Source organism: Candidatus Palauibacter scopulicola (assembly GCF_947581915.1).
Lineage (GTDB): Bacteria > Gemmatimonadota > Gemmatimonadetes > Palauibacterales > Palauibacteraceae > Palauibacter > Palauibacter scopulicola.
The window spans coordinates 44,344-64,004 of record NZ_CANPWG010000062.1; the positions used below are offsets into that span (position 1 = coordinate 44,344).

Here is a 19,661-nt window from a genome sequence, read left to right on the forward strand (position 1 = left end):
TCAGTGCACCCTCGGGGTGAGTGTGATCGAGAGGGTGTAGACGAGGTCGTCGAGGGGGGAGTCGTCGCCGCCGCCGGAGTTTGCGGCGAGGTGGAGGACGACCGGGGCGTCCGCGTCGGGGGCGCGCCATTCGAAGGTCCACTCCGCGACGCCGTCCGTCGGCGTGGAGCCGGCTCGGGTGTGCTGGACGTATTCGGTGCCGTTCTCACCTCGCACGACGGTGACGCGGTCGTCGAGCGGTCGGATCTCACCGGCCCCAGCCCCCCGGCGCTCTCCCTCGTTGAAACGGAACGACGCCTGGAAGCCGGCGGCGAGCATGTCGAAGCTCTCGAAACGGATCGTCACCGGGTGGCGCTGTCCCGGACGGTAGCCGCCGTCGAGTCCGACCACCTGCAGCGTGGACCCCGGTTGGTTGAGCGGAGCGCCGAAGTGACAGGTGGCGCAGGTCGGCTCCCCGAAGCCGCCCGTGTGGCCCGGAGGCGGCCCCTCGATTTCCGCGGTCGGGCTCGCGGCGGGGACTCCGGCCGCCGATGCCAGCGCGAGGAGGCCCGCGGCGCAGAGCGCGGCCGCGGGCCCCGGCGGGGACATCAGCGCGAGCGCGGCGACACCACCGCCCGCCCGACCGTGTTCACGTCCGCCCCGAACCAGATCGAGTCCGTGGCCGGATCGTAGTACATGTGCCGGATCGTGCCGCCCCCGCTCGGCACGTCGAGCGTGCCCACGAATTCCTCCGAGTCCGTGTCGAAGCCCACGAACCGGTTCGGCTGGATTCCCGTCTCGACGAGCCACACCACGTCGTACTTGTCGATCGCCACCCCGTACGGCCGCGACTCCTCGCCAGCCGGCAGGTCGTATTCCCGCTGGAATCCGCCGCCCTCTTCGACGAGACCGATCTTCCCCCGACTGTAGTCGACGTACCAGATGCGGTCCTTCGAGTCGATGACCAGCCGGCGCGGCCGCGCCCCCTCGGGCAGGTCGTAGCCGATGAGTTCGAACGAGGACGGCTCCACCATCCCGATCAGGTTCGTGTTGAAGTGCGCGATCCAGGGCCGGTTCGCCGAGTCGAGCTTGACCCCGTACGGGCGGCTCGAACCCATGCCGCCACGCGTCTCGACCTCCGGCGCCTCCACCAGCCGCACGTCCCTCGACTCCTTGTCGAGGAAGCCGACCAGGTTCCCGCCCTGCACGGAGAACCAGATGTCCCCGTTGTCGTCCCAGATCAGCGTGTGCGGATCCCGCGCCCGCTCGTCCGGCATCATGATCTTGTCGATCTCGCCCGTGGCGGGATCGATGATCCCGATGTGATTCGCCCGGTTGCCCGCGTAGTAGACCAGCCCGTCATCGTCGACGATCAGGTTGTGGGGTCCCGTGCCGTCGTCCATGTCGTAGCGCGTGAACTCCCCCGTGGCGGGGTCCAGCACGGCGGCGTAGTGCGCGGCCTGTCCCACGAACCAGACGCGGCCGTCCGGTCCGACGAACGGGTCGCGCGGACGGCTGTCGGGGTAGGGCACCGTCCATTCCTCGATGGTAAGCACGTCGGTCGACGCGGTGTGGTCCTGCGCCTCAACCTCCGCGGAGCCGACGAACGCCGACGCCGCGAACCCTGCCGCCGCAAATCCTGCCGCCGCCAGCGTCCCGCCTCGAATTCGATGGATCATCTTCGTACCTCCTCGATCGCTGATCCCGCTTCATGCCTCGCCGCCCGCACCTTGGGCGTCAGATAGATATTGGCGGTCAGGCGGCCGAGCAGAAAGCCGGTGAAGGCGGCGGTCGCTCCCACCCAGCCCAGCCCCCAGCCGACCGCGACGAACACGATAGCCACGGCCGTGATCTCCGCGGCGGTCCCGACGATGATCGGCCCCGTCGTCCGGTGCCGGATCAGCGTGCCCCGCTGCAGCGAGAGAATGACGCCCAGGAAGGGGACGGGAGTGAGCACCCGCGCCGCCGGAATCGCGAAGGAGGCGAGTTCGGGCGTGAGGCCGGACACGTGGACGAACCAGAGTTGGGAGAGCGGGGTGAACGCGAGCAGCGCGAGGATGCCGGAGAGCGTCGCGCCGAGACCGATCGCGAAGCGGCGGATCTCCTCGTAGCCCTCGTTCCGCCGGCCCAGGAGCGCGATGACCGCATCCTGGAAGCTGAGACCGACGGAGCGGAAGATGAACCCGAGCGAGTGCACGACCGGGAACACGGCGAGCGACTCGACCGGTGACGCCGCGCGACCCATGAAGAAGGTCAGCATCGGCTGGATCGCGATCCCGATCAGCGACGTGAGCATGAGGGGCACGTAGAAGCGCCCGATCTCACCGAAGCCCAGTTCGCCGCCGCCGGTCCCCGCGCCCGCCGCCGGATCGGCGGTCGAGACGCCCACGCGGCCGATCTCGGCGATGTCGTGGGGGTCCGAAGAGACGGTCACGGGGTCGGCCGCGTCCGCCCCCCGGCCCGTCGGTACGAGCAGGGCGCGAATGGCGTCCCGGGCCATCCAGCGCGCCACCGCCGCCTCCATCACCACCCCGAACGAGAGCGCGGCGGCCCCGACGGCGGCGCCGGGCAGGTCGGTTGCGATGGCGAGCGCGAGCGCGGCGACCGACATCGAGACGAGCCGCACGACGGTCCCGCCCGCCACGAGCCGCGTGCGTCCGGACCGGATGAGCACGCCCTGCCAGAAGCGCCGGTAGCCGATGGCGGCCGGCCAGGGCAGGAAGCACCACAGCGCCCCGTACGTCAGGCGCGCCAGCTCCTCCGGCAGTCCGAGCACCCCCAGCATGAGCCCGCGGTGCACCGGCGGCACGAGCACGGCGAGGAGCATCAGCGTGGAGAAGGCGTTCAGCCCGTGCGCGAACGTCCGCAGCCGCCGGTAGGAGACGGCGTCCTCCACGAGGGCGGTCGAGGCGCTCAGCAGCATGATGACCGGCGCCTCCATCAGGACCGCCAGCGCGATCGCCACGCCGTAGGCCGCCAGCCCCAGCGTGGGATCCGGCAGCCGCGCCACGACCGCCGCCAGGTAGGGCCCCTCGACCGCCATCATCAGCCACGTGGCGGCCAGCGGAGCCCAAAAGGCGAAGATCCGGCGCGGGGAAAGGTCCGTTGTCGCGTGGGCCGCGGGTTCGGAAGGCATGAAGCCGTGTCTTCTCCGGAACCTCAGCTGAACAGCGCTTCCAGGCGCTCCAGCGACCACGTCCACCCGAGGCGGTGCCCCTCGGCGGCCTCGGGGGCGGGGAAGCCCTCATGCGCGACGACAACCTCGGTCGACGCTCCGTCGGCGATGAACTCGACCGTGACGATCGTCTCGCCGATCGCGGATTCCGGCTCCTCCCAGTCCCAGGTGTACACGAGCCGGTTCGGGGCATCGATCTCCCGGTACACGCCGAACGCCGCATGGAGCGTCCCGCCCTCAGCCTCGATGAGAAGGCGGTACGCTCCCCCGGGCACGAGGTCGACCTGCGAGTCGCGGATCGTCCCGCCGGGGGGGCAGGACCAGTGCCGGATCCGATCCGGTTCGGTCCAGGCACGGAACACCGCCTCCGGAGGCGCGGGGATCGTTCTCGTGACGCGGCATTCTCGATCGGCGGAAGCGGTCATCCGATTCTCCTCGGTGTCCGGGGCGAAACCTGGGGCGAAACCAGCGGCGAAATCTGCGGCATAATCCGCGGCCGTCCGGCGTGGAATCTGGCGCGAGACGATTGGACGGGATCAGGTTGTCCCATTCGTACATGATTAACGACTCATCGGGCAAGGAGTTCCCCCGTTCCTGAATCGCTCGTGAATCCGGCAAAGCTGGTCGTTCCCGCGGTCCTCCTCGGGCTCCTCTCCCCTGTGGGCACGACCGCCCAGGGATCCGTCTCGGACCGGGATCGGTTCGCTCTGTTCGCCGCTTGCAGCCCCGTTCCGGTGGAGGTCTTCGTCACCAACATGGGCGGGCCGGCCGAAGTCACGACGCCGGCCGTGCAAGGCATGGCGACGAGCCGGCTGCAGGCCGCCGGGATCCTCGCCCCCGCCGGCCGGCCGGGCGCGTCCACCCTCCAGTTGTCCGTATTCGTCAGCGCTCAGAGGCTCTCCCCAACCGCCGCCGTGACGGTCTACGTCATCCGGCTGCGCCTCCTGAAGCTCCTCTACGACCGCCAGAGCGATCCCCGGGCGGGAGAGGCCGGGGGCGGGTCCGCGGACTCCCCCGGCGCCGCGCCGGAGTGGTTGAACTGGGCCCCGACGTGGGAAACCCCGCAACAGGGAATCGGCTTCTATCTCGGGCGCGACGCGGGCCCCGTCACGAGCCTGGTCGCCAGCATGATGGACGAATTCGTGCGCGAGTACCGGCGCGTGAACGCCGAAGCCTGCCGGTAACCGTCCCTGCTGGCCGATTGCACCCGGGCTGCGGCAAAACCCCGTAACCGATTGCCGCACCGATTGCCGCCGAGCGTGGCCCGCACCTAGGTTGCTCGATTCCGCTACGCGCTCGACCCGGCTACGCGTGCACCCATTCCGAGAGGATCGCCGTTGCGCAAGCTCCGCGTAGGTATCGTGGACCTCGTGTCGAAGGGACCCACGAAGGCCCTGTACGCCAAGGTGATGCACGCAAACCTCGCGAGCATCATGCCGCAGGTTCTGGGCGCGTGGTGCGAGGAGGCCGGGCACGAGGTGAGCCTCGTCTGCTACACCGGCTTCGAAGACCTCGTCGAGGAACTCCCGCAGGACATCGACCTGCTCTTCGTGAGCGCCTTCTCGCAGGGCGCCCAGCTTGCCTACGCGATCAGCGAGATGTTCCGCCGCCGGGGCGCCGTCACCTGCATCGGGGGCCCGCACGCTCGCTGCTATCCCCAGGACGCGCAGAAGTACTTCGACTACGTGTTCGGATTCACGGACAAGGCGGTGCTCAACGGAGTCCTGGACGACTGCCAGCCGCAGCGGCCCCTGGGCCGCCACGTCACCGCCGAGACACAGCCGGTGTCACTGCCCGGCGTGCGCGCGCGCTGGAAGTTCATCGAGCCGACGCTTCAGAAGGCGCCGCTGTTCAAGATCGTCCCCATGCTCGGCAGCCTCGGGTGCCCGTACACGTGCAGCTTCTGCATCGATTCGGTCATCCCCTACCAGCCGCTCGACTTCGACGAGATGCGGGACGACCTCCGCTTCCTCGCGAAGAAGATGAAGCGGCCGATCGTCGGCTGGCACGACCCCAACTTCGGGGTCCGGTTCGACGACGTGCTGGGGGCGATCGAGGAGGCCGTCCCCCCCGGCACGATCGAGTTCATCGCCGAGAGCAGCCTCTCCCTCCTCGGGGAGCCGCGGCTCAAGCGACTCGCGAAGGCCGGCTTCCGCGCGATCCTGCCCGGCGTCGAGTCGTGGTACATGCTGGGGAACAAGTCGAAGTCCCGGAACCGTCACGGGATCGAGAAGGTCCGCCAGGTGTCGGACCACTCCAACCTCATCACGAGCTACATCCCCTATCTCCAGACCAATTTCGTGATGGGTCTCGATTGCGATGAAGGCCCCGAACCCTTCGAGCTCACGAAGCGGTTCCTCGATGCCTCGCCCGCCGCCTTCCCCGGCTATTCCCTGCTGACGTCGTTCGGAGAAGCGGCCCCGCTCAACCTCGAATACCAGCAGGAAGGACGGGTGCTCGGCTTCCCGTTCCACTTCCTCAACAACAATCACGCGATGAACCTCAAGCCGAAGAACTACGAGTGGATCGAGTTCTACGACCACGTCATCGACCTCACGCAGTACAGCTTCTCGAAGCGGGCGGTGTGGCGCCGGCTCAGGGCGAACCGCGGCGGCATTCCGAGGCTCCTGAACGCCGTGCGGGCCCTCTCGTCGGAGGGGAACGGGAGGATCGCGTACTACACGACCGTGCGCGACAAGCTCAAGTCAGACCGGAAATTCCGCGACTACTTCGAGGGCGAGACGCAGGAGTTGCCGCAGTTCTACATCGACCGGGTGAAGCACGATCTCGGGCCGTTGTGGGAGTTCCTCCCGGAGGGCGCGCTCGAGCACGACCCCTACGCCTACATCAAGAGCACGGGCGGTGCAGCCCCGGTGCAGGCGCGGGCCGGAGCGGTCGTCCACTAGTCCCACCCGATGTCCCGAGCCTTCGTCAACGAAGACGCGACGCACGAACCCGAGCCGCGCTACGCGCTCCCGCCGCGCGAGTCGCCGCGCTTCGACGCGGCCGCCGCGCGGGCCCTGCTCGAGGGTGCCCACATCGGCAACACGCAGAGCGCCGAGACCGCGACCGGCTACGGCTGGGGCGACCCCGCCCTGGCGCCGCACATCGAGGATCTGATCGGCGAGGCGGAGGGACTCGGCGACGAGCGCATGGCTCGCCTCGGGCGACGCTACCTGCGCGCGGCCCGCCGCTGACGGGAGGCGAAGAGGCCGCCGCACTCGACCCACGACGGGGGATGGAGGCGGAAACCTGGACCGGATACCGAGGCTGATCGCCGGCATCACCGGAACCGCGGCCGCGCTCTTCTATCGCGTGGACCGGCATGGGCCTCCGCTCCCGGACGGTCCGTTGATCGTGGCGGCCAACCATCCCAACAGCCTTGTCGATGCCATGCTGATCTTCCGGTGCAGCGACCGGATCACGCGGCCGCTGGGTCGCGCACCGCTCTTCGACCGGTTCCTTCTGGGTCCGATGCTGCGGGCGCTGGGCGGCATACCGGTCCACCGCAGGGAGGACGATCCCGAGGCAATGCACCGCAACGAGGAGATGTTCCGGTCGGCGGTCGACGTGCTCCACGGGGGCGGCGCCATCCAGATCTATCCCGAGGGCAAGAGCCACTCCGAGGCGCGCCTGGCGGAGTTCCGCACGGGGACCGCGCGGATCGCGCTGCAGGCGGAGGAGGGCGCCGACTGGGGGCTCGGGCTGTCGATCGCGCCCGTGGGGATCACCTATGCTGCCAAGGAGTTGGCCAGAACCGAGGTCGCCGTGCGGTTCGGCAAGGCGTTCGGGTGCGCGGACCTGAAGGAGGCGTACCGGGAGGATCCCGTCGCCGCGGGGCGCAGGCTCACCGAGCGGATCGAGCGGGGGGTGCGCCGCGAGACGCTGAACTTCGGCCGCCCCCGAGACCGGATTCTCGTCGAGGTGGCGGAGCAGCTCTACGTCCGTGAATTGCGGTGGGTGCCGTGGCGGACCCGGGAGCCGCTGGGGACGCGCTTCCCCCGCCTGCAGCGTTTCGCGCGGGGCCTGGAATGGATCCGCCGGGCGCACCCCGAGGAGCACCGCCGCCTGGTGGAAAAGGTGGCGCGGTATGCCCGGCTGAGCGACGAGCTCCGTGCCGGGGAAGGGGACGTGCCTCCCCGCTACAGCTTCCTCCCGGTCGCGAAATACGTCGTCGTGCGCGGAACGCTCCTGGCGCTTGGGCTTCCCTTCGCGGTGACCGGATCCCTGCTCTGGGCACCCATAGTCCGGCTGCCCGGCTTCGTCGTCAGGCTCGTGAAACCCGAGCTCGAGGTCACCGCGACGGTCAAGCTGGGGACGCTCCTGGCCGGGACGTGTGCGGCCTGGATCCTGGGGCCCGTGCTGGGCTATCTCGTGGGGGGATGGACGGTCGCCGCGGTGGCGGCCGTGGTGCCCCCCGCGTGCGGCTTCGTGGCGATGCTGTGGGTGGAACTCGCCCGCGAGGTGCGAGAGGACACCGCCGTCTTCCTGCGGCTGCAGGGCCGCCCCGATCGCCGCGAGCAGTTCGCCAGACTGCGCTCGGAACTCACCAAGACCTTCCGGCAACTCGAGGAGCAATGGATGGAGGAACGCCAGGTTCATAAGAGATGATCGTTACGCGAGACCCCGACATCGAGCTGCGCTCCTTCTCGGTCAAGTACCCGTTGTTCGAGCTTGAACCGCTCAGCATCGAATTGACCGCGGGGGAGCGTGTGGCCCTCGTCGGTCCGAACGGGGCGGGGAAGACCACGATCCTGCGAGCGCTCTCGGGGTTGCTGCCGGAGTACGAAGGCGACATGCGGTTCGGAGGCGTCGATACGCGCACGCTCCTGCCCGGCTTGCGCAATCACGTTCGCGTGATGCCGGAGAGACTCCTCGGATTCGCCGGAATGACGGTTCGGCAGCACTTCGACCTGCTTGCGCGCTTCTACGACAACTGGGATCGCGACTACGAGGCGCGATTGACGGAGCGGCTGGAGATTTCCGACGCCGCGAATCTGGGAACTCTCTCGAGCGGTACCAAGGCGAAGGTTGCGTTCGTGTCGGCGGAGGCGTGCCGACCCCGCGTCCTGCTCCTCGACGAGCCGACGGCCGGCCTTGACCCGGTAATGCGCCGGCGCCTCATGGATGTCGTCGTCGAGAGCCTCGACGAAGACCCGGGGAGAGTCCTGCTGTTCTCGACTCATATCCTCGAGGATGTCGAATGGCTGGCCGAACGCGTGCTGGTCCTCGTCGACGGAACCATGATCGCCGACCGTTCGGTGCGACTCATGCGCGCCGACCACGCGTCGCTGGCGGATGCCCTCTACGATCTTCTGGACGCCCATTGAATCTGCGGCATGTCGGCGACCTGACCCGCGTGGAAATCCAGCGCGCCAAGCCTCTGTTGGTGCGCCTGTATCTTGCCGGGGCGGCAGGTCTCGTCCTGTTCTACATCTTCGGACGGGCCACCGACGAGAACGTTCTGGCGGTCGTCATGGGAGTGACGCTGGGATTGCTTGTGGTGGTGCCCTTCGCCGTCATGCGAGACAGGCTCGATGGGACACTGGAGTTCCTGCTGTCCCTTCCGGTGACCGTATCCGATCTCGTTGCGGCCCGTTTCCTTGCGGCGGCCGCGGGGTTGTTGCCCGGCGTGATCGCCACCGGCGTGACGCTCATGCTGGTCGAGCCGCCCGCCGAGTGGGGGGTGCTTGTGGGGGTGGCGCCGTTTCAGATCGCGCTGGGGTACTGGGCGCTGCTCACGCTTGCGGCTTGGTGCCTGACGGCCGCTGCGGCTTGCGAACTGACCAGACTCATCACTTGGTCGATCGCAGCGATGGTTGTTCTTGTGGGTTGGGTCGCCCCGCGGGTGCTCGGCCTACTGCAACGCGAAGGCATCGGCGCCGCACTCCGGTCATTCCTGGAGCATCCCTACGCCCCCATCGCCATTGGAGTGGTCACGCTGGCCATCTTCACGTTGCTCGCCGCCGCCGCCTTCGGTATCGCTCAGCGGGGCGTGGCACGCTATCCCTCTCGGCCCGAGAAACCTCTCTGACCGGACGGCCCACCACCACGGCCCAGATCCGCTTTGCGAATGCGGTATCTGAGGATCGTGCGGTATTCGTCGGGGTTGCCGGGGCCGGCCATGCTCGGGCCGACGATGTACTCCTCCTCGTGTCCGCCGAACGTCTCGTAGCCCCCGGCCTCGACGAACGCCTTGAGGCGCTCGATCGTCGGCTGCTCGGCGTCGTAGCGGCCGATGTGGAGGATCTCGGCCACCGTTCCATACTCCCACGTCGTGATTGAGGTGGTCACGCCGTCCGGCGGCGTGTGCTCCGGCAGCGACTCCACGGCCTCGGGGACAGGTAGCGCGTAGCGGCCGACCCATTCGCCGCGCGGAATCTCGTCGAGCCCGTCCTGCCAGCGCGCGCGGGCGACCGGGGGTGTGAAGCCGGTTGCCGCTCCGCTCGAGAAGTAGAGTTGGAAGAGAAGCCCGAACGCAGCGCTGCCGATGTCGTCCGGATCGCCGATGGCCCGCACCTCCAGCACCCGCTCGTCCACCCGCTCCACGATCCGCGGCTCGACCAAGCGGTCGTACCCGGCCGGATCGACCCCCTGCCCGCCGAGTTCGACCGCAGCGACTGCCGCACCAAGGGACCATGCCAGGAGCCCGTGGGCACACCGCAGAACAGCAAGGGTGCGCCGGTTCATGGCAGGTCCAGAATCGGGATACCCATGGCTTCTGCTGCGCTCGCCATACGGCGATCGTAGCTGGCAAGTTCAACGGCTTGGCCACGCCCCCGCAGAAACTCCAGCGACGCCAGGTGAAGCCCATCCAGTGTCCGAACGGTAACCGGGAATGCATCGAGCGCACGGGCCAGCACGGGCGGTGCCAACTCCACCAGCGAGATTCGGGCGATCACGGCGTGTGCAGCCTCCGATCGCGATGGCGCCAACTTCCGCGCGTGCAGAGTTGTCCAGATCTCGTACTCCAGGAGGCGGCTGGAGACAAGGTTTTCCGTCCAGAAAGGGGTGGGCGGCCGGCGATCTTCGGCGAGCAGGTGGGCCAGGGCGACCGAGGTGTCGACGTAGATCACCGATCGCTGCGAAGGTCGTCGAGTTCACGCAGCAACTCGGCAAGTGTAGCCACCGGCGGTCCGCCTCTGGGGGGCTCGGAGCCCGGAGAGAGTGCAGGAGTCAGCCAACCCTTCCGCACCGCATCGGCAAGCATGGCGTCAGCGAGGACAGGGCTCCGCGATGCACGCGGCGGACGGATCTCGGCGACGACCCGGTCGCGGTCCGTGACGAGTACGGTCTCACCTGCTTCGGCGAGACGTACGTACTCGCTCAGCTTGCTGTTCAGTGTCTTGATGCCTACGGATCTCATGTCACTGTAGGTAGCTACTGGTAGCTACCTAGGTCAAGTGGTGGCCTTCGATTCGAGGCGGATCGCCCGCCAGGTCGCGGCGACCGCTGCGATTGACGCGAGGAGGTGGAGGGCGAGGGCGATCTGCTCGGCGGACTCCAAGGCGCCGGCGCGGTCCAGGAGAAGGCGCCAGTTGTTCGAGTGATCGCCGATCACGGGGAGGGCGAGGCGGTTCGCGCCGGCCATGGACTCCGCCGCGTACATCAGGCTCTCGGCCGACCACAGAGCGCTCACCGCCGCCGGAGTCGACTCCCCCCGCCGCCACAGCCGGTACGTGATGTAGAGGGGCACGGCGAGTTGAAGTGCGGGCCCGGCCAGGACGGCAAGCGTTTCTCCGCCGGCCGAGACCCGGGCCAACGGAGAGAAGATGAGGCGGCCGGCCTCGTGGATGAGGAGGTTGATCCCGTCCACCCAGTGGTAGCGGTAGAAGAAGACGAGCCACGCGGTGTACACGCACATGACGACGAGCCCCACACGCCGGGGCCCGATCGTCTTCCACAGGTACGAGAGGATCTTCACGCGGGGACGCCCGCCGGGTTACCGGAGCCGACCCCGCGGGTGAAAGCCGGCACCTACCCGTTCGGCGGCCAGTCCGGGAGCGCGCGGCCCGTCGTCCACGGCACGCCGGCCGCCTCCAGCCGCGCCTCGAGCGCCGGCAGGTCCGTCTCGATCAACTGCCGCATGTCCGGATACAGCGCGGTGAAGGCGTCGTTCGCGATCCGGTACTGCTCGCGGTGCGTCTGCGTAGGGCCGTGCAGGCCGTTCCAGTGGCCGCGCACGACCTGGTTCACGCGGGCCACGATCCCCGGCATGTCCGGCTCGGCGCGGGAGGCCCGCGTGCGGGAGCCGTTCAGCGTCTCCTGCAGGTCGAGGAGCCGCAGCTCCAGCGCGCGGGCCTCCTGCCGGAGGGCCGGGTCGGCCGACGGCCAGCGGTCCAGGGCCTGCTTCATGGCCGAGATGCGGGCCATCGCGGCCCCCGCCACACGCTGCGTCCCGGAGACGGCGCGGAGCAGCTCCCCGGTCTGTCGCTGGAAGGCGAGCACCGCCGCCCGGTCCTGGAGCGGGATCGCCGAGCCCCCCATGGGCGCGATCTCGAACGGCACCGGCCCGGCCAGCTCGGTCACCTCGCCGTCCACGCGCCGCGAGAGCGACACCGTGTAGCTCCCGGGCAGCGCCATGGGCCCGTTGCCGCCCCCGCCCCCGAACCCGCCAAAGCCGCCACCGCCGCCCCCCGTGACCGGGTTGTAGCCGGGGTACCGGTAGTTCCACGTCGCCCGGCGCATGCCCCGCGAGGCCGAGCCGTTCACCGTGTTCACCACGCTCCCGTCCGCATCCCGGATCGTCAGGAACACCCTCGGCGCCTCCTCCCGGTCCTCCGCCTCCAGCTCCTCCCACGTCGGGTAGGGCGTGTCCTCCCCCTGCCGCTGCAACCGCCGCTCCTCCGCCTGCCGCGCCGCCTCCCGCGTCCGCAGCGTCTCGCCCACGTAGTAGGTGAACGTGACCCCGAACGCCGGGTTGTCCGCCGTGTAGAAGCTCGACCCGCTCGTCCCCCCGGGACTCCAGCGCAGGTACATCTCCCCGTCCTTCACGTCGAAGATGTGCCCATCCGAGGCGAGGATCTCGTCCGACCGCGCCGCCAGTTCCCGGAGCGGCGTGTAGTCGTCGACCACGTAGAACGAGCGCCCGAAGGTCGCCGCCACCAGGTCATCCTCCCGCTTCTGGATCTCCAGTTCGCGCACCGGGATCGTCGGCAGCCCCGTCCCCAGTTCCATCCACGACTCGCCGCCGTTCACCGACGTGAAGGCCGAGAACTCCGTCCCCAGGAAGAGCAGGTTCGGTTCCACGTGATCCTGCACGATCGAGAAGGCGGGTCCGTTCTCCGGCAGGTCCCCCGAGATCGAAGTCCACGTCACCCCGCGGTCCGTCGACTTCAGAACGTAGGGCCGGAAGTCGCCCCGCTTGAAGTTGTTGATGACGGCGAACACGGTGTTCGGATCGTGCAGCGACGCCTCCACGTCGTGCACGAAGCTCGTGTCCGGCACGCCCGGAAAGCTCTCCACCGCGCGCCAGTTCTCGCCCCCGTCCTCCGTCACCTGCACGAGCCCATCGTCCGTGCCCGCGTAGATGAGTCCCTCCACGAACGGCGACTCGGAGACCGCCACGATGTGCCCGAACACCGACGTCGAGCGGTTCTTGCCCACCGCGTCCACGCTCCACACCCGCCCCATCACCTCGAGCTGGTTGCGGTCGAGGTTGCGCGTGAGGTCGCCCGAAATCGGCCGCCAGGTCGAGGCCTGGTCGTCCGACTGGAAGAGGACCTGGGCCCCGTAGTAGAGACGGTGGTTGTCGTGCGGCGACATGTGGAGCGCCGCGTCCCAGTACCAGCGCAGCGGCGGCCCGTCCGCGTCTTCCTGCGGCTGGATGTCGAGCCGTTCCTTCGACACCCGGTCGAAGCGCGACAGGACGCCGTTCTGGAGCTGCGAGTAGATGATGTCCGGGTTCTCGGGATCGATGACGGGGTCGAACCCGTCGCCCCCCAGCGTCACGTACCAGTCCGAGTTCCGGATCCCCGCGTTGTCGGCCGTCTGCGCGGGACCGCCGAGCGTGTTGTTGTCCTGCGTGCCCCCGTACACGTAGTAGAACGGCTCGTCGTTCGAGGTCGCGACCTTGTAGAACTGGGTGAGGGGGAGGTTGGAGAAGAAGTGCCAGCTCTCCCCGAAGTCGAATGTCTCGTACAAACCCCCGTCGTTGCCGAGGATGATGTGCTCCGGGTCGTCCGGGTCGAACACGATCGCGTGATGGTCCACGTGGACGCCCTGCGTGGGGAGGCGCTCCCACGTCTCCCCGCCGTCCTCCGACATCTCGACGAAGGTGTCGAGCGAGTAGATGCGGTCGAAGCGGTGCGGGTCCGCGTACAGTTCGTGGTAGTACATGGGCGCGCCCGACTGGTAGCGGGAGGTGCGCGACCAGTTCTCCCCCATGTTCTCCGAGCGGAAGGTGCCGCCGGCGTCGCCGCTCGCCTCCACGATCGCGTACAGCACGTCCGGGTTCTGCGGCGAGATCGCGAACCCGATCCGCCCCTTGTCCCCCGAGGGGAGGCCGCGGTTGATCTCGCGCCACGTGTTCCCGCCGTCCGTCGACTTGTGGATGCCCGAGCCCGGCCCGCCGTCGATCATCGTCCACTGGTGGCGCCGCCGCTGCCACGAGGTGGCGTACATCACGTCCGGGTTCCGCGGGTCGAAGTAGACCTCGTTCACGCCCGTGTGCTCGTCGATCTCGAGCACCGGTTCCCAGCTCTCGCCCCCGTCCATCGTGCGGTACAGCCCGCGCTCGCCGCCCGCGTTCCACAGCGGCCCCTGCGCCGCCACGAAGACCACATCCGAATCGTCCGGGTGGATCTGGATCTTCCCGATGTGCTCGGAGGTCTCGAGGCCCATGTTGCGGAACGAGCGCCCCCCGTCGATCGACTTGTAGACGCCGTCCCCGTACCCCACCGAGCGCTGCCCGTTGTTCTCCCCCGTCCCCACCCAGAGCGTGAGGTGATCGTGGGGGTCGAGCGCGATGGCGCCGATGGAGTAGGACCCGTAGTTGTCGAAGATCGGCGTCCAGGTCGTCCCCGCGTTCGTCGTCTTCCACACGTTCCCGGAGGAGGCCGCGACGTACCACACGCTCCGGTCCGTCGGGTCCACCGCGATGTCCGCGATCCGCCCGGAGGCCAGCGCGGGGCCGATGCTCCGCCACCGGATGCCCGAGATGAACCCGGCGTTCAGTTCGGGCGCGTCGTCCTCGTCATCCTCGCCCTCCTGCGCGGCGAGCGCCCCGGGAGTGCCGAGCGCGCCGAGCGCCGCCATCCCCGCGAGGAGAAGGGCGGGGAAGCGGGAGAGGACGCCCCGTCGGGCGTACGGGTTCGCGTGGAGTCTCTCGAAATCGATCATGATCGCACCTTGTGAGTTCTGGCCGTGGTCTTGAAGCCTCGCCGCCGGGGAATTCGCAGCTTGGGAAGGTCAGTCCGAGGGTGGGAGAAGGGCAACCCGTCAGCCGGAATCGGTCTCGGAGTCGGGCCGCGGAACTCCGAACATGTGCCCTTCGACGCGGGCGACCCGGTCTGCCGTGGCCACGCGCGTCTCCACGAGTTCGGCGCGGACGGCGTCGATGCGGTTGCCCAGACGCTCGTCCGCCCCGCGGATTTCGGCGCGCAGTTCCCTGCGCTGGTTGCGCGACAGGCCGCAGAAGATGACGCAAATGCCGATCAGCGTTGCCGCCAGGACGAGGTCGGCGATCAGATCCGTTCCCATGGTGTCGCAAACACTCCGGTTAAGGTTCGTGAGTGAGCGAGGGCTCCCGCCCCGGTGCTCGACCCGTCCCGAACCTACGGCCCCCCGTCAACACGCAATCATCCGAGGACGCACGGACCAGCGGAGGACAACGCCGGCCGACGCGGCCTGGATGGTGGCGTCGCGGTCTCGCGGCTATCTGTCTGAGCTTCATCAACTCGCACTGCTGACATCCGACCGTCGGTCCGGGACGCAACGTGTTCTCCTTATGCCGACACCTTCGGCAGCACCACCGCCACCTCTTCTGGCAATAGCGCCGCAGCGCTCATCCTCCACAGGAGGTGCAAAACCGCATTCCGCTCGCTCCGGGTCAACTCACGCTGCCCTTCCATGAGCACGGTCAGAGCTGCCGTGGATTTTGGGGATATCAGCCGGCGTCGCTTCGCCACGTCGGCAATCCGCGAAGCAGCACGCCGGATGGCATTGCTCGACTCCACAGGCTCACCGGTGGCTTGATTCGTCGGCCGGCGATCAGGCTCGTCTGTCTCAGGATCGGACGGGAGCGACGCTCCCTCGGTTTGCCCTCTGTGCAATCCTGCTCGGGACTTGCGGTTCTGCTCATCTCTAGCGGGAAGACCGAACGCCTCATCGAGCGTTGGCGCCAGCAGATCCGACGGAAGATCGGCAAGACTCCGGATCTCGTTCCAGATCCTGACGCGCAGTATAGCCCGCCTCATGATGGACTCCATCGCCCTCCTTCCGTGATGGTTCCGGGCACGGAGCCAAGCTTCAGCCACTGCTCTCGCCAGCGTTGGATCGCCGCCGATGCTCGGCCGTTCGGTTATCTGGACGAGCGCATCCTCGGTCAGTTCCTCGAGCAGTCCCCACCGTTGCGGATGTTCAGCCCCCCTGTCGAGAGCCTTGGCGCGCAACCATAGTCTCTGGAATGTGTTGCGCACGCCGCCAAGATACCTCTCCCGCGCCTCCCCGAATCGCCAGTGCACCACATCGGGCAGCAGCGTTACCCCGATGAAAGTCCAAACATCATCTCTGAGCGCCTCGCCACTTTCGAGCAATGGCATCTCACCCATGGCCGCGCCCGTCGCGGCGTCGAACCGTGAGAACGAAGGCCCCTCCGCGTGAGCGCCTAGTCCATTCGTCCGGGCGATCTGCAACAGGGCCTCTCGCACTTCATCTAGTTGCTCGGGGTCCATTCGAGATCCTCCCGTAGGAGCGTAGCGGACAGCCGATGGCAGATTGTAAGGGTCGAATCCCGTCCAGTTGGTTGGCCCACCCTCAACGAATCGGTCAAACAAGACGTCTGCAGCCGGGCCGGGCAGCCGCGGAAGGAGCATGACCATCTAAACCTCCCGCAATTCGGCCAACTCAAGGACGGCAGCCCGAAACAGCCCCGGCCGCTGCTCGAGTAAGGAACGCATGAAGCTCGCATCCTTCTTGGGCCAGATCCCATTCAACCATGCCGCCGCTTGGGCCCCGAGGGACCCGCGGGCCGCTTCGGATATGATCTCATTGGCTTCCGGGTCGCTCACGAGCCGTTCGCAGATCTGCCCCATGATCTCCGCTAGAAGCAGTTGAAGCGTGGGCGCATCTTGGTCTTCGATCCTGCTGATGAAGTCGGATTGGTCGCTGTTAATGTAGAGTCTAGCGGCACCTTGAAAATCACGGTTCCAATCTCGGGGCGACCAATGCAGATACCAAGGGGCCGCAGCTGCGGCGCCGTTCCCCAGGAGATCTCTGAAGTTGGCAACCTCCATAGGGAACCGGGGTTCCTCTCCTTCGATCAGCGCTCGCACAGAGTCCGACCAGAGGCGACTTGCCGGCAGCCGCGGTGACAGTGGCCCTGGGTTCTCGGGTGCCTTTGCGAGGCTGACCTCTGTCTGAATGTCGAGGACGAGCGACAACTGATGGCCGGACAAGCCAATCTCGAACTCGGTCTCCCACGTCTCCTCTGCCAACTCGCGATGCTCGCGCCACACGATCAGCCTCGGCAGGCGCCCGGGGCCCGTACCGACGCGGACCCCAACGGCTAAACGAAGGGATTCGAGGGGGATACTGAGATCGTCCGCCACTTGGAGCGGGTCTAGGGTCACGTTCCGGCGGATCCGAAGTTTGCTTGCCGAGTCGAGATCCGGAAGGAAGTGGCCGAGCGTCATCCAGTTGGTATCGCTGAGCGAGAAGGTCCAAGGATCTGCCATGACGGCGGCTTCTGACAGAGTCAAGAAGGGGAAGGCAATGCGTTGGTTCATCGGTCAAGCCTCGTTAGCACCTTGGCCTCGACCGTGACCGCGCAGCCCTCGGGTATGAGAACGCGTATCTCGAATGATCCTTCAGCTCCTGCTAGGTCCAGGTTTTCGCCGCGCCCGCAAAGACTCCCGTCCACGGCACGAATTGAAACGACAGCAGGTTGCTCCACATCGTCGTCCGCGCGAAGCCTGCGGGCGCCTTCGACCGCTACGGCTGCGCGCGCCGTAAGCGCTAGGCCGGTACGTTGAGCATCTTGGCTGACCTCGGTGGAAAACACAGCCACACGTCCTGACCGCACAGGCTCCAGTTTCTCGAAAAGGGGAGGGGTCGCCTTGGCGCGGGCAGGGCGTGCTCCACCACCCCCCGGCCGCCGCCTCTCCTGCACCGCGCCGTCGTCTTCGAGCATCGCCCCAAGCTGACGTGCGACACGCGCGAGAGGCGGTCCCGCCTCCGTAGCCGGTGGTTGTCCGGTTCTTGTCAATCCCATGTCCAACGCGGTTCGCTTCAGTTGCTTGAGAGCGATATTCACGTATCGCTTGGTATTGCCATGCGGGAGGCTGTTGGGCTTCCAGTCATCGTGCGAGGGTGGTTCGGATTCAGCAAAGGCACTCTCAACCTCCTCCTCGCGACTGGTCACGAACACGCCGGCCCACTCGAGCCTTTCGTCCGGCAGCGACGTTCCTTCAAGGTATTTTACGACCAACTCGATGGGTCGCATGAGTGCGATATGTCGGGACGGCTCGGGGAACAAAGACTCGTCAGCCACCACGGGGCGCCTCCGTGTCCGCAAGCCGCGTTCGATCGCCAGTGTACCCAGTTCCCTCTTCGGTCTCTGGGAAGCAATCTTGTTCACTTCGTTCCCGATCCCACTTCGTACTGCTCGCATGGCCTTCGCGAACAGCGTAAGCGGCTCAAAATCCTCTGGATATGGGATTGGCAGCGCTGAGCCATCGACCTCCACGCGGCAGGTAAATCGCATGTGCGCCGGAGCATCTCGCATCATACGAGGCCAGAAGCTCCATAGCAGCCCGTCCACCACCCGATTTCCGAGCCGATGAAGATCCTCGTTCCCTGCATCAAAATCCACGATCATCACGGACGTTCCGGGCCGATTTGGAGTTCGCTCCGGGAGGCCCAATGCCGAACCCAAGGCCGAGGCGGCGGCCCCGGTCGCTGGATCAACGATCCCGTCGTCAGGATCAGGAATGCCCCACCAGTGTCGGCCCGTAAAGCGCTTGCGCATCCCGTTCTCGGGCACGTCGAAGGAGGGTCCACAATGGCAGCCGATCAGGCGACGACCCTCCGGTCCCGCCCCATGGGGCAGGGAATCCACGATGATGGTCTTGCACCGGCTTGCGCCGAAGAATGCCATTTTACCAAAGCCATATGTACCGCCACCCAACTGGGTGTCGCGTGCCGTGCCGATGTTTCGAAGGAAGTCTATGAAGTCAGTACGTTCGACTCCTTCAGGAATGCGATCCGCGCGCGTTGGCCCCCCAAGGCCGACTGTTCCGAAGTCGCAGATCTCCATTACCACCAATTCCCGACGGGCTCGCATGGTAGTGAGCAATTCGTTCGAGTGAGCTTCCTGCAGCGAGCCTCCGATGACTTGGGACGCTAGAACCGCATGTTGTCCAGGAGTTAGCCGTCGCACTCTGATGACAATCTCCGGTCCGACTCCAAGTTTTGCGGCGTCCGCGATGTTCTGTACCGCCTCCCGTATGACCGTCTGCAACGGATCCAAGGAGTGAGTACCGAGCAGACGGTAAAGGTTTTCCCCGATATTCCCCGTCGACCCATACGGTTCCGAATACGCAGTGAGGCGCGCGGTCGTCATGAGCAAAGTTTCAATTCGAGTTCGTGAAACACCGCTGCGTTGCACATGAACCGCTCCGCCGCTGACAGGTCGATCTTGTAACTGACGTCTTGAACGCCTCGAATCGCGGAGGCGTCCTTCAGTACCGTTGGTGTGAGTCGAGGGAATCCCGTCCGTATCTCGTAGATCTTCTCGGATTCGTGCCGGAACGCATACCGATCCCACTCCTGAGCATTCGCATTGGTGAAGCCCGAAGCGGCCAGTAGCTCAGCCAGTCTCGAGGGCTTGTCGGCTTTCGAGCTTGCACTCTCCACGACATCAGAAACACGCAGGACTCCGTCGCTTACCGGCTCAAGGATCACTCGGATGAGATGCAGTGTCCCACCAGATGGCACCTCGAGTTGATGAAGGCCGTGGATGGTGATCGTGGGAGCGCCGGAGCGAAGGGAGGCCTTGACTTCAAGAGAAGTATCTCCGGCACGGAAGTCGTGACGATCACCGGCCGGTCCCCGCCACGCGTTCCATGCGGAAGGCGAGCGATCAAGCAACCTGTTCAGGACAAGGAGTTCGGCAAGTAGTCCGGCAGCCATGCCCGTGGTGACAGCTGGCGCAGAGGAACGCGTGAGTAGCGTTTGAAAGTCCTCGATTGTGGCTAACGCGGCATCTGCGCAACCAGCGCCACGCGCGATGCGAGCTAGTTCTCGTCCGCAAACTCGCAAGTTGTTGATGTATTGTTAGATGTATCAC

Annotated in this window: 20 protein-coding genes; 6 read left to right on the forward strand and 14 right to left on the reverse strand. The window is 67.0% G+C overall.

Going from position 1 to position 19,661, the window contains the following annotated elements; genetic code table 11:
* The 4 genes from RN743_RS12350 to RN743_RS12365 are packed head-to-tail and all read right to left on the reverse strand — an operon-like array spanning window position 1 to window position 3,579.
* Window positions 1-588 carry a choice-of-anchor V domain-containing protein gene (locus RN743_RS12350; RefSeq protein WP_310780197.1) on the reverse strand — a complete coding sequence of 196 codons (588 nt, stop codon included), beginning with the start codon at window positions 586-588 and terminating at the stop codon, window positions 1-3.
* Window positions 588-1,658: a hypothetical protein gene (locus tag RN743_RS12355; protein ID WP_310780199.1), complete on the reverse strand. Its 1,071-nt coding sequence runs from the start codon at window positions 1,656-1,658 to the stop codon at window positions 588-590. The genes RN743_RS12350 and RN743_RS12355 overlap by 1 nt, the downstream gene beginning before the upstream one ends.
* On the reverse strand, window positions 1,655-3,115 hold the full coding sequence (locus RN743_RS12360) for a hypothetical protein (protein WP_310780201.1): 1,461 nt from the start codon (window positions 3,113-3,115) through the stop codon (window positions 1,655-1,657). Before RN743_RS12360 ends, RN743_RS12355 begins: the two co-directional genes overlap by 4 nt.
* A 23-nt stretch (window positions 3,116-3,138) precedes the next feature.
* Window positions 3,139-3,579: an SRPBCC domain-containing protein gene (locus tag RN743_RS12365; protein ID WP_310780203.1), complete on the reverse strand. Its 441-nt coding sequence runs from the start codon at window positions 3,577-3,579 to the stop codon at window positions 3,139-3,141.
* Window positions 3,580-3,759: 180 nt separating this feature from the next.
* On the opposite strand from RN743_RS12365, the gene RN743_RS12370 reads away from it, so the two are divergent.
* The 6 genes from RN743_RS12370 (at window position 3,760) to RN743_RS12395 (ending at window position 9,188) form a co-directional block, all read left to right on the forward strand.
* On the forward strand, window positions 3,760-4,338 hold the full coding sequence (locus RN743_RS12370; RefSeq protein ID WP_310780204.1) for a hypothetical protein: 579 nt from the start codon (window positions 3,760-3,762) through the stop codon (window positions 4,336-4,338).
* Between the two features lie 153 nt (window positions 4,339-4,491).
* Window positions 4,492-6,060, forward strand: a complete 1,569-nt coding sequence (locus RN743_RS12375; protein WP_310780205.1) for a hypothetical protein — start codon at window positions 4,492-4,494, stop codon at window positions 6,058-6,060.
* A 9-nt stretch (window positions 6,061-6,069) separates the two neighbouring features.
* Window positions 6,070-6,351, forward strand: a complete 282-nt coding sequence (locus RN743_RS12380; RefSeq protein WP_310780206.1) for a hypothetical protein — start codon at window positions 6,070-6,072, stop codon at window positions 6,349-6,351.
* A 118-nt stretch (window positions 6,352-6,469) separates the two neighbouring features.
* Complete coding sequence (locus RN743_RS12385; protein ID WP_310780207.1) at window positions 6,470-7,765, forward strand: 1-acyl-sn-glycerol-3-phosphate acyltransferase; 1,296 nt, start codon at window positions 6,470-6,472, stop codon at window positions 7,763-7,765.
* Window positions 7,762-8,484, forward strand: a complete 723-nt coding sequence (locus tag RN743_RS12390) for an ABC transporter ATP-binding protein (RefSeq protein WP_310780208.1) — start codon at window positions 7,762-7,764, stop codon at window positions 8,482-8,484. Before RN743_RS12385 ends, RN743_RS12390 begins: the two co-directional genes overlap by 4 nt.
* Complete coding sequence (locus tag RN743_RS12395; RefSeq protein WP_310780209.1) at window positions 8,481-9,188, forward strand: hypothetical protein; 708 nt, start codon at window positions 8,481-8,483, stop codon at window positions 9,186-9,188. Before RN743_RS12390 ends, RN743_RS12395 begins: the two co-directional genes overlap by 4 nt.
* Here RN743_RS12395 and RN743_RS12400 read toward each other — a convergent pair.
* The 10 genes from RN743_RS12400 to RN743_RS12445 all read right to left on the reverse strand — a co-directional run bounded on the left by RN743_RS12400 (window position 9,158) and on the right by RN743_RS12445 (window position 19,633).
* Window positions 9,158-9,844, reverse strand: a complete 687-nt coding sequence (locus tag RN743_RS12400; RefSeq protein WP_310780210.1) for a GyrI-like domain-containing protein — start codon at window positions 9,842-9,844, stop codon at window positions 9,158-9,160. The two genes, RN743_RS12395 and RN743_RS12400, sit on opposite strands and share 31 nt — an antisense overlap.
* A complete protein-coding gene (locus tag RN743_RS12405) occupies window positions 9,841-10,230 on the reverse strand; it encodes a PIN domain-containing protein (RefSeq protein WP_310780211.1) in 390 nt (129 codons plus the stop codon). The genes RN743_RS12400 and RN743_RS12405 overlap by 4 nt, the downstream gene beginning before the upstream one ends.
* Complete coding sequence (locus RN743_RS12410; protein WP_310780212.1) at window positions 10,227-10,520, reverse strand: hypothetical protein; 294 nt, start codon at window positions 10,518-10,520, stop codon at window positions 10,227-10,229. Before RN743_RS12410 ends, RN743_RS12405 begins: the two co-directional genes overlap by 4 nt.
* 33 nt (window positions 10,521-10,553) lie before the next feature.
* Window positions 10,554-11,078 (reverse strand): hypothetical protein, encoded by a 525-nt coding sequence (locus RN743_RS12415; protein ID WP_310780213.1) that lies wholly within the window; start codon window positions 11,076-11,078, stop codon window positions 10,554-10,556.
* 53 nt (window positions 11,079-11,131) lie between these two features.
* Window positions 11,132-14,494, reverse strand: coding sequence for a hypothetical protein (locus RN743_RS12420; RefSeq protein ID WP_310780214.1), 3,363 nt, complete (start codon window positions 14,492-14,494; stop codon window positions 11,132-11,134).
* Window positions 14,495-14,593: 99 nt separating this feature from the next.
* A complete protein-coding gene (locus RN743_RS12425) occupies window positions 14,594-14,854 on the reverse strand; it encodes a hypothetical protein (protein WP_310780215.1) in 261 nt (86 codons plus the stop codon).
* 245 nt (window positions 14,855-15,099) lie between these two features.
* Window positions 15,100-16,047, reverse strand: a complete 948-nt coding sequence (locus RN743_RS12430; protein WP_310780217.1) for a hypothetical protein — start codon at window positions 16,045-16,047, stop codon at window positions 15,100-15,102.
* Window positions 16,048-16,194: 147 nt separating this feature from the next.
* On the reverse strand, window positions 16,195-17,100 hold the full coding sequence (locus RN743_RS12435; RefSeq protein ID WP_310780219.1) for a hypothetical protein: 906 nt from the start codon (window positions 17,098-17,100) through the stop codon (window positions 16,195-16,197).
* Window positions 17,097-18,629, reverse strand: coding sequence for a hypothetical protein (locus RN743_RS12440; protein ID WP_310780221.1), 1,533 nt, complete (start codon window positions 18,627-18,629; stop codon window positions 17,097-17,099). Before RN743_RS12440 ends, RN743_RS12435 begins: the two co-directional genes overlap by 4 nt.
* Window positions 18,630-18,931: 302 nt before the next feature.
* Window positions 18,932-19,633, reverse strand: a complete 702-nt coding sequence (locus RN743_RS12445) for a PD-(D/E)XK motif protein (RefSeq protein WP_310780223.1) — start codon at window positions 19,631-19,633, stop codon at window positions 18,932-18,934.
* Window positions 19,634-19,661: the final 28 nt, after the last annotated feature.